Annotated in this window: 20 protein-coding genes and 1 riboswitch; of the genes, 12 read left to right on the forward strand and 8 right to left on the reverse strand. The window is 55.4% G+C overall.

What is annotated here, in order from left to right:
- Window positions 1-8: 8 nt before the first annotated feature.
- Complete coding sequence (gene rph / locus BM261_RS00605; protein ID WP_074894183.1) at window positions 9-737, reverse strand: ribonuclease PH; 729 nt, start codon at window positions 735-737, stop codon at window positions 9-11.
- A 96-nt stretch (window positions 738-833) separates the two neighbouring features.
- Between rph and BM261_RS00610 the strand changes: the two genes are divergently transcribed.
- Together BM261_RS00610 and BM261_RS00615 are read left to right on the forward strand one after the other, a co-directional pair.
- Window positions 834-1,706 (forward strand): YicC/YloC family endoribonuclease, encoded by an 873-nt coding sequence (locus BM261_RS00610; RefSeq protein WP_049249363.1) that lies wholly within the window; start codon window positions 834-836, stop codon window positions 1,704-1,706.
- Between the two features lie 91 nt (window positions 1,707-1,797).
- Window positions 1,798-2,451: a cytochrome b/b6 domain-containing protein gene (locus tag BM261_RS00615; protein WP_074894185.1), complete on the forward strand. Its 654-nt coding sequence runs from the start codon at window positions 1,798-1,800 to the stop codon at window positions 2,449-2,451.
- A 53-nt stretch (window positions 2,452-2,504) separates the two neighbouring features.
- Here the strand turns inward: BM261_RS00615 and queA are convergent, their stop codons facing one another.
- The gene (queA, locus tag BM261_RS00620; protein WP_074894188.1) at window positions 2,505-3,548 is read right to left on the reverse strand and encodes a tRNA preQ1(34) S-adenosylmethionine ribosyltransferase-isomerase QueA; all 1,044 of its coding nucleotides are present in this window, start codon (window positions 3,546-3,548) and stop codon (window positions 2,505-2,507) included.
- 132 nt (window positions 3,549-3,680) lie between these two features.
- Between queA and BM261_RS00625 the strand changes: the two genes are divergently transcribed.
- Complete coding sequence (locus BM261_RS00625; RefSeq protein ID WP_074894190.1) at window positions 3,681-3,875, forward strand: zinc-finger domain-containing protein; 195 nt, start codon at window positions 3,681-3,683, stop codon at window positions 3,873-3,875.
- A 70-nt stretch (window positions 3,876-3,945) separates the two neighbouring features.
- Here the strand turns inward: BM261_RS00625 and BM261_RS00630 are convergent, their stop codons facing one another.
- Window positions 3,946-4,767: a hypothetical protein gene (locus tag BM261_RS00630; RefSeq protein ID WP_074894192.1), complete on the reverse strand. Its 822-nt coding sequence runs from the start codon at window positions 4,765-4,767 to the stop codon at window positions 3,946-3,948.
- A gap of 231 nt (window positions 4,768-4,998) precedes the next feature.
- Between BM261_RS00630 and waaF the strand changes: the two genes are divergently transcribed.
- From waaF to BM261_RS00645, 3 genes are all read left to right on the forward strand, one after another.
- Entirely contained in the window at window positions 4,999-6,018 is a 1,020-nt protein-coding gene (gene waaF / locus BM261_RS00635) for a lipopolysaccharide heptosyltransferase II (protein WP_074894194.1), read from the forward strand.
- Between the two features lie 157 nt (window positions 6,019-6,175).
- Entirely contained in the window at window positions 6,176-7,327 is a 1,152-nt protein-coding gene (locus tag BM261_RS00640) for an ATP phosphoribosyltransferase regulatory subunit (protein WP_074894633.1), read from the forward strand.
- Window positions 7,328-7,434: 107 nt separating this feature from the next.
- Window positions 7,435-8,730 carry an adenylosuccinate synthase gene (locus BM261_RS00645; protein ID WP_074894196.1) on the forward strand — a complete coding sequence of 432 codons (1,296 nt, stop codon included), beginning with the start codon at window positions 7,435-7,437 and terminating at the stop codon, window positions 8,728-8,730.
- Between the two features lie 129 nt (window positions 8,731-8,859).
- Here the strand turns inward: BM261_RS00645 and BM261_RS00650 are convergent, their stop codons facing one another.
- On the reverse strand, window positions 8,860-9,378 hold the full coding sequence (locus tag BM261_RS00650) for a DUF1543 domain-containing protein (RefSeq protein WP_074894198.1): 519 nt from the start codon (window positions 9,376-9,378) through the stop codon (window positions 8,860-8,862).
- A gap of 132 nt (window positions 9,379-9,510) precedes the next feature.
- Between BM261_RS00650 and BM261_RS00655 the strand changes: the two genes are divergently transcribed.
- A complete protein-coding gene (locus tag BM261_RS00655; protein WP_074894201.1) occupies window positions 9,511-10,110 on the forward strand; it encodes a CDP-alcohol phosphatidyltransferase family protein in 600 nt (199 codons plus the stop codon).
- 45 nt (window positions 10,111-10,155) lie between these two features.
- Window positions 10,156-10,785 carry a DUF2238 domain-containing protein gene (locus BM261_RS00660; protein ID WP_074894203.1) on the forward strand — a complete coding sequence of 210 codons (630 nt, stop codon included), beginning with the start codon at window positions 10,156-10,158 and terminating at the stop codon, window positions 10,783-10,785.
- 126 nt (window positions 10,786-10,911) lie between these two features.
- Here BM261_RS00660 and BM261_RS00665 read toward each other — a convergent pair whose 3' ends face one another.
- Window positions 10,912-11,790: a DMT family transporter gene (locus BM261_RS00665; RefSeq protein ID WP_074894205.1), complete on the reverse strand. Its 879-nt coding sequence runs from the start codon at window positions 11,788-11,790 to the stop codon at window positions 10,912-10,914.
- Window positions 11,791-11,871: 81 nt separating this feature from the next.
- On the reverse strand, window positions 11,872-13,005 hold the full coding sequence (locus tag BM261_RS00670; protein WP_074894207.1) for a M14 family metallopeptidase: 1,134 nt from the start codon (window positions 13,003-13,005) through the stop codon (window positions 11,872-11,874).
- Window positions 13,006-13,123: 118 nt separating this feature from the next.
- Here BM261_RS00670 and BM261_RS00675 point away from each other — a divergent pair, with 118 nt between their 5' ends.
- On the forward strand, window positions 13,124-13,366 hold the full coding sequence (locus BM261_RS00675; RefSeq protein ID WP_049254341.1) for a glutaredoxin family protein: 243 nt from the start codon (window positions 13,124-13,126) through the stop codon (window positions 13,364-13,366).
- Between the two features lie 258 nt (window positions 13,367-13,624).
- Here the strand turns inward: BM261_RS00675 and BM261_RS00680 are convergent, their stop codons facing one another.
- Window positions 13,625-15,223 carry an isocitrate lyase gene (locus tag BM261_RS00680; RefSeq protein ID WP_074894209.1) on the reverse strand — a complete coding sequence of 533 codons (1,599 nt, stop codon included), beginning with the start codon at window positions 15,221-15,223 and terminating at the stop codon, window positions 13,625-13,627.
- A gap of 554 nt (window positions 15,224-15,777) precedes the next feature.
- Window positions 15,778-15,822: riboswitch (PreQ1 riboswitch) on the forward strand.
- A gap of 4 nt (window positions 15,823-15,826) precedes the next feature.
- Between BM261_RS00680 and queF the strand changes: the two genes are divergently transcribed.
- The 3 genes from queF (at window position 15,827) to BM261_RS00695 (ending at window position 17,706) form a co-directional block, all read left to right on the forward strand.
- A complete protein-coding gene (gene queF, locus BM261_RS00685) occupies window positions 15,827-16,300 on the forward strand; it encodes a preQ(1) synthase (protein ID WP_074894211.1) in 474 nt (157 codons plus the stop codon).
- The gene (locus BM261_RS00690) at window positions 16,297-16,974 is read left to right on the forward strand and encodes a 7-cyano-7-deazaguanine/7-aminomethyl-7-deazaguanine transporter (protein ID WP_074894213.1); all 678 of its coding nucleotides are present in this window, start codon (window positions 16,297-16,299) and stop codon (window positions 16,972-16,974) included. The genes queF and BM261_RS00690 overlap by 4 nt, the downstream gene beginning before the upstream one ends.
- Before the next feature lie 66 nt (window positions 16,975-17,040).
- The gene (locus BM261_RS00695) at window positions 17,041-17,706 is read left to right on the forward strand and encodes an HAD family hydrolase (protein ID WP_074894215.1); all 666 of its coding nucleotides are present in this window, start codon (window positions 17,041-17,043) and stop codon (window positions 17,704-17,706) included.
- Window positions 17,707-17,778: 72 nt separating this feature from the next.
- Here the strand turns inward: BM261_RS00695 and BM261_RS00700 are convergent, their stop codons facing one another.
- Window positions 17,779-18,360 carry a superoxide dismutase gene (locus BM261_RS00700; protein ID WP_074894217.1) on the reverse strand — a complete coding sequence of 194 codons (582 nt, stop codon included), beginning with the start codon at window positions 18,358-18,360 and terminating at the stop codon, window positions 17,779-17,781.
- Between the last annotated feature and the right edge of the window lie 138 nt (window positions 18,361-18,498).

Genomic DNA, 18,498 nt, shown 5'->3' on the forward strand with positions numbered 1-18,498 from the left:
AGATGGCCTTAGGCTTCAGCCAGTGCGCGTTGCTGCAGGGCAGACAGTTCGGCAATGCCTTTTTGCGCCAGTTTGATGAGTTCGGCCAGTTCGTCGAAATCAAACGGCGCGCCTTCTGCCGTGCCTTGGATTTCGATGATTTTGCCTTCGCCGTTCATCACGACGTTGATGTCGCTGTCGCAGCCGGAATCTTCGGGATAATCCAAATCCAGCAGCGGCACGCCGTTTACGATGCCGACCGATACGGCGGCAATGCTGCCGGTCAGCGGGTTTTCGGCAATCAGGCCGTCTGAAAGCAGTTTTTTCACGGCCAATACCAAAGCGACGTATGCGCCGCTTATCGATGCGGTGCGCGTGCCGCCGTCGGCCTGTATCACGTCGCAATCTATCAGTATCTGCCTTTCGCCCAGTTTGGCCATGTCCACCGCCGCGCGCAATGAACGGCCGATCAGGCGTTGGATTTCCTGCGTGCGCCCGCCCTGCTTTCCGGCTGCCGCCTCGCGCCGCATCCGTGTGGCGGTGGACGCGGGCAGCATGCCGTATTCGGCGGTTACCCAGCCCTGCCCTTTGCCACGCAAAAACGGCGGTACGTTTTCGTCTATGCTGGCGGTGCAGATGACTTTGGTGTTGCCGCATTCGATTAAAACCGAGCCGTCGGCGTGCGGCAGGAAATGAGGGGTGATTTTGACGGCGCGTAAAGCGTCGGCGGCGCGGGATGTGCGGGTATAGCCGGTCATGCTGGGGTGTCCTGTCTGTTGAAAAATGAAAATTATAACACTGCGGATGTGTTATATTGCCCCTGCTTTCACTCGTAACCAGAAACGGAGTAAAACATGACGATTCACAGTATGACCGGCTTTGCCAATGCGGCCGGCGAATGCGGCGGCAAGCGCATCAACCTCGACATCCGCGCGGTAAACCACCGCTATTTGGACGTGCAGTTCAAAATGCCCGACGACCTGCGCCATTTGGAAGGCAGCCTGCGCGAAATCATCGCCGCCTCCGCCGTGCGCGGGAAAATCGAATGCCGCATCCAGATTCAGGCTTTGGAAAACGGGGCGGCCGAACTGCACGTCAATCAGGATTTGGCGGCCGAACTGGCGGCTTTAAACGAAAAATGGCGCAAACAGTTCGACGGCTTGGGCAAGCTGACGGTGGCCGATATTTTGCGCTTCCCCGGCGTGCTGGTCAGCCAGGCCGAAGATCAGGAAACGTTTGCGCTGGCCGTGCAAAACCTTTTATCCGATGCGGTTAAGGATTTTTCCGCCGCCCGCGCACGCGAGGGGGAAAAGCTTCAGGCACATATCTTGGAGCGGCTGGAGGCGATGGACGGCATTGTGGATGCGCTGTCCGAACTGTTTCCGCACTTATTGCAGGCGCATTTGGACAAGGCGCGCGCCCGTTTGGCCGAAGCGGTGGAAAATATCGACGAAGACCGTCTGAAGCAGGAATTCGCGCTTTATATGCAGAAAGCCGACGTGGACGAAGAATTCAGCCGTCTGAAAACGCATATCGCCGAAGTCCGCCGCATCGTTACCGAGCAAAAAGGCGGCGTCGGCAAACGCTTGGACTTCCTGATGCAGGAATTGAACCGCGAAGCCAACACATTGGGCAGCAAGGCAATTGCCGCCGAATGCACGCAGGCTTCGGTTGAATTGAAAGTGTTAATCGAGCAGATGCGCGAACAGGTGCAGAATATCGAATAAGCCCCCCCTGCCCGCTTTCAGACGGCCTCAGACCGCTTTTGAGGCCGTCTGAAAAAAGCGGCTGGAAACGATGAAACCGATAAGATAAAGTATGCAGAAAATCAAAATCTGGGATTTGCCCGTCCGCGTTTTCCATTGGACGCTGACCGCCGCCCTCGCCTTCATGTGGTTCAGCGCGAAAACCGGCGGCAGCTGGATGGCTTGGCATTTGCGCGTCGGCCTGCTGGTGGCCGCGCTGCTGGTTTTCCGCCTGTGCTGGGGCATTTGGGGCAGCGACACGGCGCGTTTTGCCCGTTTTTTCCGCCCCCTGCAAATCGGCAGCTATCTGCGCGGCACTTGGGACAAACAGGCGCATCCCGGGCATAACCCGCTGGGCGCGCTGATGGTGGCCGCCCTGTTGGCCGCCGTGCTTTTCCAAGTGCTGACCGGCCTGTTTGCCGCCGATGAAAACACTTTCCTTTACCACGGTTATCTGAACGGCCGGCTGGAAAACGGCGGCGAAACCTTCCGCCGCATCCATGTAAATTTTTTCAACCTGCTGGCTCTGCTGGCCGGGCTGCATATCGCGGCCGTCTTGTTTTACCGCTTGTTTAAAAAGCAGGATTTGATTACGCCGATGATAACCGGCCTGAAAGAATGGCAGGGCAACGAGCCACCCCTGCGTTTTGCCGGAATCGGCGCGTTTTTTGCCGCGCTCGCCGTTGCCGCAGCGGCCGTCTGCCTGATTTGGCTGCTTCGAAAGTAAGCGGGGAAACAAAAGGCCGTCTGAAACTGTTTCAGACGGCCTTTTTTCATCCATCACAGGGATTCCGCATCATCCTTGCGCCCGAGCAGCATTGCGTCGCCGTAGCTGAAGAAACGGTATTCTTTTGCCACGGCGTGGCGGTAAACCGCCCGGATTTCCTCAATGCCGGAAAACGCGCTGACCAGCATTAGAAGCGTCGATTTCGGCAGGTGGAAATTGGTAATCAAACGGTCGGCAACGCGGAAACGGTAGCCCGGCGTGATGAAAATATCGGTATCGCCCCGCCCTGCTTTCAGACGGCCTGTTTCCCGCGCGGCCGATTCCAGCGCGCGCATAGAGGTGGTGCCGACCGCCCAGACTTTTGTCCCCTCCGCCTTCGCCGCCTCCACCGCCGCCACTGTTTCGGGCGGCACGTCGTACCATTCGCTGTGCATTTTGTGTTCGGCGATGTTCTCCGTCCGCACCGGCTGGAACGTGCCGGCACCGACATGCAGCGTTACCTCCGCCAGGCGCACGCCTTTGGCTTTGAGTTCCGCCAGCAGCGTATCGGTGAAGTGCAGGCCTGCGGTAGGCGCGGCCACTGCGCCTTGGTGTTTGGCGTACACGGTTTGGTAGCGGCTCTCGTCGTCGCCGTTGGCCGCCCGTTCGATATAGGGCGGCAGCGGCAGCCGGCCGTGCTGCTCGAGGAGGCGGTAAACCGTTTCTTCTCCGTCGAAATGCAGGCGGAAGAGTTCGCCTTCGCGCGCCGTCATTTCCGCCCCTATCCCGCCGTCGAACAGCAGCCGCGTGCCGGGTTTGGGCGATTTTGAAGAACGGATGTGCGCCAACGCGGTGTGCGCGTCCAATACCCGTTCGATGAGGGCTTCGATTTTTCCACCGCTGGCTTTTTGGCCGAACAGGCGCGCCTTCATGACTTTGGTGTTGTTGAACACCAATACGTCGCCTCTGCCTGCAAGCTGCGGCAGGACGGAAAACATTTCGTCACGCAAGGGTTGGCCGGGCAACGCCGACAGCAGCCGGCTTGCGCCGCGTTCGGCGGGCGGTTGTTGGGCAATCAGGTGTTCGGGAAGGTCGAAATCGAAATCGGAAAGCTGCATGAGATGGAGGCCGTCTGAAAAAAGCGGGCATTATATCCTTTTCAGACGGCCTCTGCCGCCGTTTCCACCTGCACAAACGGGCGCGTATGCCGTAAAATAAACGGCACACAAACCTGCCCGAAAGGAACTGCCATGAGCAACCCGAATCAAGAAACCGTAACCATTACCCCGCACGACCTGCCCCTGCATTGCAGCGGCCCGCGCAACGAAACTTGGAACGGCCACCCGCGCGTTTTCCTGCCCATCCAATCCAACGGCACCATCGAGTGCCCCTATTGCAGCACTATTTACAAGCTGGAAGGCGAAATCAAACCGCACGGTTATTGAGTTTTGCCGCCGATATGGCAAACAGGCCGTCTGAATGCTTCAGACGGCCTGTTTGTTAAGGGCGGGTTACTCAGCGGTAGCCGGTTTGGACACCATCGCTTTCTATCGGTTCGAACCATATATCGCGGTAGGCGGCATAGGTGGTGAGATAAGACACCATCGAAAAGAACAGCCATACGGCGACAAAAATATAGGTAACCGCCTTACTCGGAATATTGCCGAGCAGCCGGCCAAGCAGCCAAAATGCCGCCGCCATCAGCAATCCCTGCGTGATGGCGGACAAAGTCAGCGGCAGGATGTTTTTGAAGCTGGCTTTGACGCTTTGGATAATGGCGGCCATCGGCGTTTCGTCCTGGATAAACACCAATACCGGTGCAAAGCCCAATAATTGCTGAACGGTTAAAAACCACAATAAAAACATAAAAATATCGGCCATTCCGCTGAGTGGGTTCCACAAACCCAAAGCCCCCGCTATGCCGTAAAGCAGATACCCCCATGCGGCGGCGGCAAAGAACAGCAAAATCAGCAGCAGAATGAATTCGAATACCTTGCTTTCCAAAATCAAAAACATCTGGCCGATACCGGGCGGGCGTTCCTCATGCTCCTGTATCGAAGCCGCCATCAAAAGCCCGCCTGCCTTGAACAGCATATATATGGCCAGCAGTACCAATCCGGCAATAAAGAGATGCTGCGCCAAAGAAGTCAGCGCCCATTCGCAGGCCAGCAAAATAAAGGCAATCCTCATCCACGACAGCGGGTATTCGCGGAACAGAAAAAAACCCTCCATAATCCATTCCACGCCGCGGACGATACTGCGGGACGCGGGTTCGTCCAACAGCCGTTCATCCATTTCCCCCGACGGCTCTGCGTGGAAAAAAACATCATTTCCCATATTTATTTCCTATTCAGTCAAACAGATGTAATAAAATTGCGGCGCATATTAGCATAATTTAACCTTAATTAGATATTTTTCACTTTCAGACGGCCTCCCCCGTTCCGAACAACGGACAGCAACGGCGGCGCAGACAAACTTGTTTTCCAAGCAAGGCTGCAAGGCAAGGCCGTATACCCGTCCTTCCATTTCACTATACAATATCGCGCAACACAAAAACGCCCTACCACCATGTCCAAAAAAATCCTCATCATCACCCCGAGCTGGATCGGCGACTGCGTCATGACCCAGCCGCTTTACCGCCGCCTGCACGAACTCCATCCCGGCTGCACCATAGACGCATTCGCGCCCAAATGGTCGATGGCGGTGTTCGAGCGCATGCCCGAAATCAGCCGCGTTATTGAAAACCCGTTCGGACACGGCGCGTTAGAGCTGAAAAAACGCTGGCGCATCGGGCGCGAACTGGGCAAACAAGGTTACGACCAAGTCATCGTCCTGCCCGGCTCGCTCAAATCCGCCCTCATCGCCTTCGCCACCGGCATCAAACAGCGCACCGGCTACGTCGGCGAATCGCGCTACCTGCTGCTCAACGACATCCGCAAACTCGACAAAGCCGCCCTGACCCTGATGGTTGACCGCTACACCGCCCTCGCCCATCCGACGCAGGCGGACTTCAACGGACATTCCGATAACCCGCGCTTCACCATTTCCCCCGAAAGCCGCGCCGCCGCGCTTGCCAAATACGGCTTGGACACCGACAAACCCGTTCTCGCCTTCTGCCCGGGCGCGGAATACGGCCCCGCCAAACGCTGGCCCGCGCGCCATTTCGCCGAACTCGGCCGCCGCTATCTGGCGGAAGGCTGGCAGGTTTGGCTGTTCGGCTCACAAAAAGATTTCGACATCGCCGAAGAAATCAACCGACTTTCAGACGGCCTCTGCACCAACCTTTGCGGCAAAACCAACCTTTCCGAAGCGATTGACCTGCTTTCCTGCGCCGACACCGTCGTCTCCAACGACAGCGGCCTGATGCACCTTGCCGCCGCTCTCGACCGCAAACTCGTTGCCGCCTACGGCTCGTCCAGCCCCGACCACACCCCGCCCTTGAGCCCAAAAGCCAAAATAGTCAGCCTGCACCTCGAATGCTCGCCCTGCTTCAAGCGGGAATGCCCGTTGGGACACACCGACTGCCTGAACAAACTCACGCCGGACATGGTTCAAAAAGCGGCGGAGGAATTGGCGCAAACGGAATAAACGGCATATCTGCGGCCTGAGGCACGGCTAAATTTCCGGCATGATTCAATCGTCTGCAAAATTTGTTTTTTTATGTTAAAGTGCGGCTTTAAAAACTCCGACAGACGCACGGATTCAGGCGGTTTGCCCTGCCTCCGGGCGTCGGAAACCAATCATGATGCAGTCTTGGCAACTACCAGAATATATCGCCGATATCCTTCCAAGCGGCGCACGTCAGCTTGAAAGTGCAAAAGAGAAATTATTGGCATTGTTCCGCTCGCACGGCTACGAACTCGTGCATCCCCCTTTGATGGAGTACAGCGATTCGCTGCTGACCCATATCGATTCGGGACTGTCCCTGAAAACCATCCGCTTTGTAGACCAAATCAGCGGCCGCCAGCTCGGCATCCGCGCCGACATCACGCCGCAGGTGGCGCGCATCGACGCCCACCTGCTGTCGGCCAATCAAGGCATCAACCGCCTGTGCTATGCCGGCTCGGTGCTGCACGCCCGTCCGGAAGGCTTCCTCGACAGCCGCGAACCTTTGCAGGCCGGTGCGGAGCTTTACGGCTTCGACGGCATTGCGGCCGATATCGAAATCATCGGCCTGATGCTGGACAGTTTGGCCTTGGCCGATTTCGGCGACGTGCTGCTGTCTTTGGGGCATATCGGCGTATTCCGCGCACTGGCCGCGTCGGCCGAACTGTCGCCGCAGCAGGCGGAAACGCTGTTGGCCATGATGCAGGACAAAAACGTGGCCACCGTCCGCGGACAGGTGGAAGCCTGGGCTTTGGACGGTATGTGGCGCAAGGCGTTTTCCCTGCTGCCCACACTGTACGGCGGCCGCGAAATATTGGCGCAGGCGCGGGAAAAACTGCCGGATTTGTCTTTAATCGGCAAAGCATTGGACGAACTGGAAGCCGTCTGCCAAGCCTTCCCGCAACAGGCGGTCCACATCGATTTGGCCGAATTGCGGGTCGATAACTACCACACCGGCCTACTTTATGCGGCTTACGGCAGCGACGGGCACGATGCGGTGGCACGCGGCGGACGTTACGACGGCTTGGGCGGATATTTCGGCCGCAGCCGTCCGGCCACCGGCTTCAGCTTCGACTTGCGCAAGTTCCTCGGCCGCCTGCCCCAAGGCGAACGCCGCCCGGCGATTGCGGTGGCATTGGCCGATGCGGCCGATGCGGCCGAAGAAATTGCCCGTCTGCGTGCCGGGGGTGAAACGGTGGTCGTCGATTACGGCATGGAGGCAAACAGCACGCGCGACGGTTCGCGCCGTTTGCTGAAACAGAACGGAAAATGGGTCGTCCTCGGCGATTGAGCCTTTCAGACGGCCTTTTAAAAACAGACAGGCCGTCTGAAAGGCCGCATAAACGTTTCAGACGGCCTTAACATCTTATTTCCAAACATTTCAACGAGGTAATTAATATGGCACAAAACGTAGTGGTCATCGGTTCGCAATGGGGCGACGAAGGCAAAGGCAAAATTGTGGATTGGCTGGCCGAGCAATCCGGCGGCGTGGTCCGCTTCCAGGGCGGGCACAATGCCGGCCACACACTGGTTGTCGGCGGCAAGAAAACCATCCTGCGCCTGATTCCGAGCGGCATCCTGCATGAAAAACTGGACTGCTTCATCGGCTCCGGCGTAGTGGTTTCCCCCGAGGCCTTGCTGGGCGAAATCGACGAACTGATTGCCGCAGGCGTGAAAAACGTGGAAGGCCGTCTGAAAATCGCGCCGACCGCCACCCTCATCCTGCCCTACCACATTGCTTTGGACCAGGCGCGCGAAGCATCGAAAGGCGATAAAAAAATCGGTACGACCGGCCGCGGCATCGGCCCGGCTTACGAAGACAAAGTCGCCCGCCGCGCCGTACGGATGGTCGATTTGTTCGATGATGAAAAACTGGCGGAAAAAGTGCGCGCCAACGTCGAATTCTACAACGTCCAACTCGAACACCTGCATCATGCCGCCCCGGTCGGCTTTGACGAAATCATGGCGAAAATCAACGGCTTTAAGGCACGCATCCTGCCGATGATTCACGATGTCGCCCGCACCTTGTACGAGAAAAACGCCAAGGGCGAACGCCTGCTGTTCGAAGGCGCGCAAGGCACCCTGCTCGATATCGACTACGGCACCTACCCCTTCGTTACCTCGTCCAACTGTTCGGCCGGCGCGGCCGCCGCCGGTGCGGGCGTTCCGCCGCATATGCTGCAATATGTGCTGGGCATCGTGAAAGCCTACACCACGCGCGTCGGTTCGGGCCCGTTCCCGACCGAATTGTTCGACGAAGTCGGCGCGGGTTTGGCACAGCGCGGCAACGAATTCGGTTCGGTAACCGGCCGTCCGCGCCGCTGCGGCTGGTTTGATGCGGCCGCACTGAAACGCTCGATTCAGATTAACGGCATCACCGGCATGTGCATCACCAAACTCGACGTAATGGACGGTATCGAAGAAATCAAAATCTGCACCGGCTATGAATTCGAAGGCAAAACCATAGACATCCTGCCTTTCGGCGCAGATGCCGTGGCCAAATGCAAACCGATTTACGAAACGCTGCCCGGCTGGAAGGAATCGACTTTCGGCGTGAAAGAATACGGCGCGTTGCCGGAAAACGCCAAGCGTTACCTGAAACGGATTGAGGAAGTCTGCGGTGCGCCGGTCGCCATCATTTCCACAGGCCCAGACCGCGACGAAACCATTCTGCTGCAACATCCGTTTGCCTAAATGGTTTGAACGCCAAGAGGCCGTCTGAAAGCCCTGCATCGGCTTTTCAGACGGCCTTTTTCTGTTTTTAATCCGCTTTGAATCAGTATGGCAGGGCGAAGCCGTGTTTTTCCGTTTGCAGTCAATCCGCTAAATCGGCAGATAGCCTTGAAAACCGATTTCAGACGGCCTGCCGTGCGGATTCGGTGTCAATATGATGCGGTGTCTGCCGACTCGGTCGAGAGCAAGCAGGTTGTCTACGTCTTTCAGATTGTCTTTATGTTGTTGGGCATGGCCGGGTAAAAGGGTGTTCAGGGCTTTGGTTTTAGCTTCGACAGGATTTGCGGCAGCAAACAGGCCGAATGCGTGCGCTTCCGCAAGCTGTCCGGCCAAATAGCCGCCGACGTTGGCGAAATACAGGCGCGGCGTGTTTTCAGACGGCCTTTCATCTCCGGCGGGCTGTTCGGAGACGGTAATGTCATAGCCATCCGCCCATTCGACAACCTGCCAGCCGTCGATGTGGATTTTGTCGGCATCGCCGAACCATGCGGCCTTTAGCGCGGGGACTGCCTCTTGGTAGTTGTCGCAAACGGCAAATTGGATGTCGTGTACTTCGATATTGGAGCGGCCCGCGTTGCCGCCGAGATAGAACATATGGAGTTTGGGCATGGCGTGTCTGATTCCGGGCGTTCAGACGGCCTGCCGTCATATTGCACGGATTGATGGAGATAAACAGGCGGATTATAAGGGATTGCCCTATAATCGCGGCTCTTTATTTTTTATTTTCAGACGGCCTCCATCATGAGTATTTACGCCCTCAAACCCAAATTCCAAAACCTGCTGCGTCCGCTGGTGCGCCGGCTTTATAACCGTGGTGTAACCGCCAATCAGGTTACGCTGGCGGCTTGCGCGGTGTCGGTCGCGGTCGGGCTGCTGCTGTCGCTCGGTGCGCAGGTTCCTGCTTTGTTTTGGTTGTTGCCCGTGTGGCTGTTTGTCCGCATGGCGTTGAACGCGGTGGACGGGATGTTGGCGCGCGAGTTCGGTCAGCAGTCGGCATTGGGCGGCTATCTGAACGAAATCACCGATGTCGCCGCCGATGCCGCGCTGTATCTGCCTTTCGCCTTTATCGCCCCGTTTGACGGCGCGCAAATCGGCCTGTTTGTCTGGCTTGCGGCAATGACTGAATTTTGCGGCGTGTTGGGTCAGGTACACGGCAACGAGCGGCGTTATGACGGGCCGTTCGGCAAGAGCGACCGCGCGTTCTTTATCGGCATACTGGCGGTGTGGTACGCGGTAGCGGGCAGCTTCCATGCGGTTTTCCACGCCGTCATGTGGCTGGCTTGCGCGGCATTGGTTTACACCTGCTATAAGCGCGTCGCCAATGGTTTGAAGGCCGTCTGAAAATAGCTCCCCCTCTTCCATTCCATTGATAACACGATAAACTTTATGCAAAAAACTTCGCACATCCTCCCTTTACTGCTCACGGTTTTCATTGCCGCACTTATCGTCTGGTCGGGCATCAACCCGTCCGACCGCGCCGTTTGGTACGCTGAAATCATCCCCGTTTCCACCGTATTTGTCGCGCTTATCGCCACTTACCGCCGCTTCCGTTTCAGCAATTTGGCTTATGTATTCATGAGCTTCTGGCTGATTATGCACACCATCGGCTCGCATTACACCTTCGCCGATGTCCCCTTCGATTGGGCAAACCGCCTGCTTGCGCCGTTTTTAGGCGAAGGGCGCAACCATTTTGACCGCGTCGGCCACTACATCATCGGTTTCTACGCCTATCCGATGGCCGAATGGCTGTTGCGCCGCAAACTCTGCCGCCCTACCCTTGCCTTGTTTTTCTCTTTGTTTTTCATCATGAGCGTGGCGGCGGCTTACGAAGTCATCGAATGGCAGTATGCGGTGATTGACGGCGGCGAAGCGGGGCTGGAGGTGCTCGGTTCGCAAGGCGATATTTGGGACGCGCAAAAAGACATGCTCGCCGATACGCTGGGCGCGCTGACTTCCTTGCTTATCTTTCTGTTTACCCGGCCTGACAAAAAACAAATTTCTAGCGAAAAAGGCTGAAATGCGGTTGATAATGTTGCGTTTGATTGGATTGCTGTTTTGCCGCCGTTGGGTTAGTTTAAATAAGGGAGGCCGTCTGAAATTGTGTTTTTCAGACGGCCTCTATCCTTCTCGCATCTATCCTGCTCAAGCGGCAATACCCAATAATCCGGCCAGTTGCGGCCAGTAAAACAGGCAGGCGATGGCGCAGACGGCGATGGCGATGCCTGCCGCATTGACGGTACTGATTTTTTCTTTGAAGGCGACCGCGCCGACGAGTGTGCCGCAGACGATGACGCCGATGTTCATACCGGCAAACACCAGCGTGGGATTGTCGGACATGGCCTGATGGGCGCGGATATAGGAGAGGATGTTGCCGAAGTTCAGGCAACCAAGTAACAGGCCGCCCAAGATGCCGGAGGCCGTCCATTTGCTGCCTTTGGCAAACAGGCGGCCGAACATCAGGATGCCGGCCAGACAAAAGGCCACGAGGAGGTTGCCGGGTACGGCCGTACCGCTTTTGGCCACTTGTTTGAACAGGACATCAATCACGCCGTAACCCGCCCAAACGGCCAGCAGCAAGCCGGCACTCTGCCAGCCGCCGCTTTTTTTCCCGCCTTCATGTTTCCACAGCAGGCAAAACAGCGCGGTAAATGCGAGGACGAGGCCGATGAGGCGGCCGCGCGACAGCTGTTCGCCGAACAGCAGGAACGAGGCCAAAACGGGGATGAAGAGCGACAGCCGTTGCGCGGCATCTGATTTGACGATGCCTGCCGCATCCACCGCCCTGCCCATGACGACGAACACCGTCGGCAGCAGCACGCCCAAGGCGGCAAACAGCCACCAGGTGGGCAGGTATTGCCGCCAGTTTGCGGTGTCCGGCTGCAAAAACAGCACGGTGAGGCCGACGGCGGCGATGTAGTTCACGCCTACCGCTTGTTCGAGGTCGATTTTTTTCTTTTTGGCGATTTTCAGCAGGACGGATACCGCCACGCTGCAACAGATGCTGATGATGAGGTAATACATAATCCGCTTTTTCTTTCCGCTTCCGCTAAATTTTCAGACGGCCTGACGATGGTGCGTTCAGGCCGTCTGAAAAGCATTTGTTTAAGGGCGCAGTTCGGGCAGGACGTTCAATATGGCCGATAGGACGGCCTCGCCGAGCCGCAGGGAGCGCTGGCCGTTCCAGCCGAAATCGTCGTCGGGCAGGTTGTGGTTGTCCTTAAACGGCATTTCCAACGTATAGGCCAGGCAGTCGAAGGTGTTGCCCACCCAGTTTGTCGCCATGGAGAGGTCGGCTTGGCCGGGCCGGTCTTTTTCGTAGCCATGCTCGTCTTGGAAATCGGGGCTGGCGGCGGCAAAAGCGGCTTTGAAGCGGCTTTCCAATGCCGCAATGCGCGGGCCGTAGCCGGGCACGCCTTCGGTTCCCGCCACGAAAATGTAAGGCAGGCCTTCGTCGCCGTGGATGTCGAGGAATAAATCGACGCCGGTTTCACGCATTTTTTCGCGGACATAAAACACTTCCGGGCTGCGCTCTTTGCTCGGCGACAGCCATTCGCGGTTGAGGTTTGCGCCGGCGGCATTGGTGCGCAGGTTGCCCAAGGCCGAGCCGTCGGGGTTCATATTCGGCACGACGTAGAATGTGGCGCTGTCGAGCAAGGCGCGCGCGGTCGGGTCTTGGGGGTCGAGCAAGCGGGCGAGCAGGCCTTCGATAAACCATTCGGCCATCGTTTCCCCGGGATGCTGGCGGGCGATAATCCAGATTTTCAAATCGCTTTCGACTTGGTTGCCTATGGTCAGCAGGTTGATGTCGCGCCCTTCGACGGTGCTGCCCAAGTCGTCTATCTGACACAGGCCGCTGCCTTGCGCGTCGCCCAGCAGGTTGAGGTGCTGCTCGGAGGAATAGGGTTCGAAATAGGCGTAGTACACGCTGTTGGACAGGGGCGTGTGTTCGATGGTCAGCACGCCGTTTTCATAACGGGTGGGCACGCAGAACCAGTTTTGGCGGTCGTACGAGGCGCGCGCCTGATAGTCTTCCCAGCCCGACGGATAGGCGGACGAGGCGGCGTTTTCAAAGTGCATGACGCAGTTTTGATAAGCCGCGCCCTGAAGGCGGAAATAAAACCATTGGGCGAAATCCGAAGCATTGTCGGGACGGATGGAAAGGCGGATGTTCTGAGGGTCGGCCAGGTCGTGCACGATGACCGCGCCGCCGTCGAATCGGGTGGAGATTTTCAGCATAAAATGCCCGGAAAGAAAAAGGTTGGAAACGCGGCATTATAGGTTCTATCGCCAGCTTGCGCCATCTTTCAGACGGCCTTTCCGCTATAATCGGGCCGTCTGAAAAATTGGAAAAGATATGAAACTGACTTTGATGTTCCGCGAATATTGCAGCTTGTGCCACGCCATGCGCGACCGTTTGACGGCTTTGCAGCAGGAGCGGCCTTTCGAATTGGAAGTGGTGGATGTGGACGACGATCCGCTGCTGGAGGAAAAATATAACGAGCTGGTTCCCGTGCTGTTGGACGGCGATAAGGAAATCTGCCATTGGCATTTGGATGAGGAGAAACTGCGCCGTCATTTGGACGGAGAGGCCGTCTGAAAAGGCGGCAGGAGGGTTTCAGACGGCCTTGATGCTTCAAAATATGTCTATAAACAAAAAGGCGGCAACCTAAAAGGCTGCCGCAATACCTCAAATCAGAGATTTACGCTTCACAAACAATACAGGCTACAGCCTGCACTTCATCCGCACAGCTCAACTCTGCGCAGACAAAGAGTGTAAGGCTTTTCAGACGGCCTGGCGGCGAAGGGATGGAAGAAGACCGCAGGCCGTCTGAAAACCTTATTGTTTAACCATGGGTCAGTGGAACTGGTTCATGGTGTTGTCTTTACCGCCCGCTTTCAGCGCGGCTTCACCGGCAAAGTATTCTTTGTGGTTGTCACCGATGTCCGATCCGGCCATGTTCTGGTGTTTCACGGTGGCGATGCCCTGGCGGATTTCCTGACGCTGAACGCCTTTCACATAAGCCAGCATGGCTTCGTCGCCGAAGTAGCCTTTCGCCAGATTGTCGGTAGACAGTGCGGCGGTGTGGTAGGTCGGCAGGGTAATCAGGTGGTGGAAAATACCAGCCTGTGCGGACGCGTCGCGCTGGAAGGTGCGGATGCGTTCGTCGGCTTCTTTCGCCAATTCGGTTTCGTCGTATTCGGCACTCATCAGTTTGGCGCGGTCGTAAGCGGACAAGTCTTTGCCTGCATCTTTCCAAGCATCGAACACTTGCTGGCGGAAGTTCAGCGTCCAGTTGAACGACGGGCTGTTGTTGTATACCAGCTTGGCGTTCGGAATCACTTCGCGCACGCGGTCGATCATTTCTTTGATTTGGCCGACATGCGGTTTTTCGGTTTCAATCCACAGCAAGTCCGCACCGTTTTTCAGCGAGGTGATGCAGTCCAGCACCACGCGGTCTACGCCTGTGCCTTTTTTGAATTGGAAAAGGTTGCTCGGCAGGCGGGTCGGTTTGATGGTTTTACCGTTGGTGTTCACAATCACGTCGCCAGCTTTGATTTGGCTCAGGTCGGTGATTTCTTCGCCTTCCAAGAAGCTGTTGTATTGGTCGCCCAAGTCGCCGGGTTGTGTGGAGAAGGCGATTTGCTTGGTCAGGCCTGCTCCCAAAGAGTCGGTACGGGCGACAATCACGCCGTCGTCCACGCCCAATTCAAGGAAGGCATAGCGCACGGCATTGATTTTGGCCAGGAAGTCCACATGGGGAACGGTTACTTTGCCGTCTTGGTGGCCGCATTGTTTTTCGTCGGATACCTGGTTTTCAATCTGGATACAGCAGGCACCGGCTTCAATCATTTTTTTCGCCAGCAGGTAGGTGGCTTCCGCATTGCCGAAACCGGCGTCGATATCGGCGATAATCGGTACGACGTGGGTTTGGAAGTTGTCGATTTTGCCTTGGATTTCGGCAGCTTTGGCATTGTCGCCTACGGCACGGGCTTCGTCCAAAGCGGTAAACAGCAAATCAAGTTCACGGGCATCTGCTTGTTTCAGGAAGGTGTACAACTCTTCAATCAATGCGGGGACAGAGGTTTTTTCGTGCATGGATTGGTCGGGCAGCGGGCCGAACTCGGAACGCATACCGGCAACCATCCAGCCGGAAAGGTAGAGGTAGCGTTTGTTCGGGGTTTGATGGTGTTTTTTCACCGCAATCAGTTTCTGCTGTCCGATAAAACCGTGCCAGCAGCCCAAAGATTGGGTGTAGTTGGCAGGATTGGCATCGTATTCGGCCATGTCGCGGCGCATGATGGCGGCGGTGTATTTGGCAATGTCCAAGCCGGTTTTGAAGCGGTTTTGCAAACGCATACGGGCAACGTATTCAGGCGTGATGGCTGCCCAACCCTGACCGTGCGCCTCTTTGACTTGTTCCGCTGCTTTGATTTCTTCCTGATAATTAGCCATTGTGATGCTCCTTTACTCTCTTCAATTTGGTTCTGATAAAAACGCCGCAACGCTTTTGTAATGGCGTGTAGTCGAGCGGCTTGACGTGAATTTACCTGCAAATTTTATACTTGCCAAGTATGTTTTTTTGATTTGCTTGGGGATTTTTTCTTCTTTGGGAGTGTGTTTAAGCGGATATTTGATATTTTCCCGCCAAACTCAGAAGCAAACGTGCATTTTATGGCCTCGTTTTCTAAAATTTAGGCAGTTTTTTGTTATTTTAATGTTATTAAAGAAGGTTTTTATTTTATAAACCCATGTGTTTCAGGTAATTAAATATCGCCTTATGTGTAATGCTTTGTAGTTTTATATTATCCAACCATATCGGAATGAAAAATATGATTCCGGATATTTCCCGCAAACCGGTTTTATTGAAAAAATCCAATATTTCCCAGAAAATCGGATTTGCATCGTAAAAAGCCGAAAAGCTGAGGCGGCTCAAGCAATTCTGCAAAGTCGGGCAACATTTTGCCGGTTTGAATTTAATCCGCTATGGTTTACAATCCGCCGCTTTGCAAACTGTGGTTCGCAATCCTCCCACAATAAAAAACTAAGGAATTTTCTATGACGCGTTCTTCTGAAGAGTTGCGGGGCATCACGCTGCTCGGCAATCAGCACACTCAATACAAAACCGAATATGCGCCGGAAGTTTTGGAAGCATTCGACAATAAGCATCCCGACAACGATTATTTCGTCAAATTCATCTGCCCCGAATTTACCAGCCTGTGCCCGATGACCGGGCAGCCGGATTTTGCCACCATACACATACGCTATATTCCGGGGGAAAAAATGGTGGAAAGCAAATCCCTCAAGCTGTATTTGTTCAGCTTCCGCAATCACGGTGATTTCCACGAAGACTGCGTCAATATCATCATGAAGGATTTAATCGGACTGATGCAGCCGAAGTATATTGAAGTGTTCGGCGAATTTACCCCGCGCGGCGGTATTGCCATCCATCCGTTTGCCAATTACGGCCAGAAGGAGACGGAATTCGAACAATTGGCACGTGAACGCCTGTTCAAGCACGATATGCTATGAATGCGGATATACGCGAATTCAGCGTTTTGCAACAGCGAAAGGCGTTGTTCTGGCTGGTTTTCTTTCATATCGCCGTAATTGCCGCGAGTAATTACCTGGTGCAGTTTCCCTTTACCGTTACCTTGCCCAACGGCTATGAGGTGCATTCCACTTGGGGTGCATTGAGTTTCCCGTTTATTTTTCTGGCCACCGATTTGACCGTCCGCATATTCGGCCGCAGGCCTGCGCGGCGGGTGGTTTTTTTCTCCATGTTTCCCGCACTCCTGCTGTCGTATGCCATATCCGTCACTTTCCACCAAGGCATCTGGCAGGGGACGGCGGCATTGGCTGCGTTTGACGGTTTGGTATTCCGCATTGCCGCCGCCAGTTTTGCCGCCTACGCTGTGGGGCAGTTGCTCGATATTTTTGTCTTCGACCGTTTACGCCGTCTGAAAAAATGGTGGGTGGCACCGACAGCTTCCACTTTTGTCGGTAATGCGGTCGATACCCTGCTCTTCTTTGCGATTGCCTTCCATGCCGGTACGGATGCCTTTATGGCGGAAAATTGGCCTCAGATTGCGGTTGTGGATTATTTGTTCAAACTGGTTATCTGTACGCTGTTTTTCCTTCCGGCATACGGGTTGATGCTGAATATATTGGTAAAGAAAATAACGGTGCTGCCCAGCGGGCGGTGATGGTCGCGGTAATGTTTGCCGTCCCGGCCGCGATTGTCGGGCGGCGGTTTTATTAGGTTGATGAATATGATTAAGGCTGTTTTATTCGATCTCGACGGCACATTGGCCGATACCGCTTTGGACTTGGGCGGTGCATTGAATGTTTTGTTGCGCAGGCACGGCCTGCCGGAGAAAAGTATAGAAGATATCCGCCCCGTTGCCAGTCACGGCGCAGGCGGCTTGATTGGATTCGGCGCGGGCATAGGCAAGGAACATCCCGAATACGGCCGGTGGCGCGAGGAATATCTGGCCGAATACGAGCGTTGTTTTAACCGCGACACGGTTTTGTTCGACGGAGTCGATAAACTGATTGGCGAATTGAACCGACGCGGCCTGAAATGGGGCATTATCACCAACAAGCCGAAAAAGTTTACCGACCGTTTGGTACCGAAACTCGGCTTTTCTATCCCGCCGCAGACAGTGGTCAGCGGAGATACCTGCGACGAAGCCAAACCTTCGGTCAAACCCATGCTTTACGCCTGCGAACAAATCAATGTCCACCCGCAAGAGTGCCTTTATGTCGGCGATGCGGAGCGCGATATGGAGGCGGGCAGGAATGCGGGAATGAAAACCGTCTTAGCCTCGTGGGGATACATTGCCGAAAGCGATCGGACGGATACCTGGCCTGCCGATTTTGTTGTCAAGATGCCGCTGGATATTTTGACTTTACCGCCTGTTGCAAGCCTTGCTTGACCAGATAAACGGCAATAAGGAAAAGGCCGTCTGAAATATGTTTTCAGACGGCCTGTGTGCTTCAAATCAAGCTTAGGCGGCGAAACGGCGGGCAACTTCGTCCCAGTTTACGATTTCCCAGAAGCCGTTCAGATAGTTCGGACGGCTGTTGCGATAGTCGATGTAGTAGGCATGTTCCCATACGTCGCAAGTCAGCAAGGGGGTGTTGTCGCTGTTGAGGGGGGTGGCGGCGTTAGAGGTGGATACCAAATCCAATTCGCCGGCCGGCGTTTTAACCAACCATGCCCAGCCCGAACCGAAAGTACCGGCGGCACAGGTATCGAACGCTTTTTGGAAGGCTTCGAAGCTGCCCCATTTCGCATCAATGGCAGCGGCCAGTTCGCCGGAAGGCTTGCCTTGGCCTTTGGGGGTAAAGCCCAGCCAGTAGAAAGTATGGTTCCAGGTTTGTGCCGCATTGTTGAATACGCCGCCGGAAGATTTTTTAACGATTTCTTCCAAAGGGGCATTTTCAAATTCAGTGCCTTTGATTTGGTTGTTCAGATTGGTGATGTAGGTTTGATGGTGTTTGCCGTAGTGGTATTCCAAGGTTTCTTTGGACAAGTGCGGTTCCAAAGCATCCAAGGCATAAGGCAGTTCTGGCAGTTTGTGTTCCATGGTGATACTCCTGATATTTTTATTCGATTGATTGTGGCGGCCGATTCGTCCCGGCCGGAAAAGGCCGTCTGAAAGACAGAGGCTGAGCCGATTTTACCCGTTTCGGCATCGGAAACCAATTAAACTTTTATTTGCCCG

It is taken from the genome of Neisseria elongata subsp. elongata (assembly GCF_900113545.1).
GTDB classification, from domain to species: Bacteria; Pseudomonadota; Gammaproteobacteria; order Burkholderiales; family Neisseriaceae; genus Neisseria; species Neisseria elongata.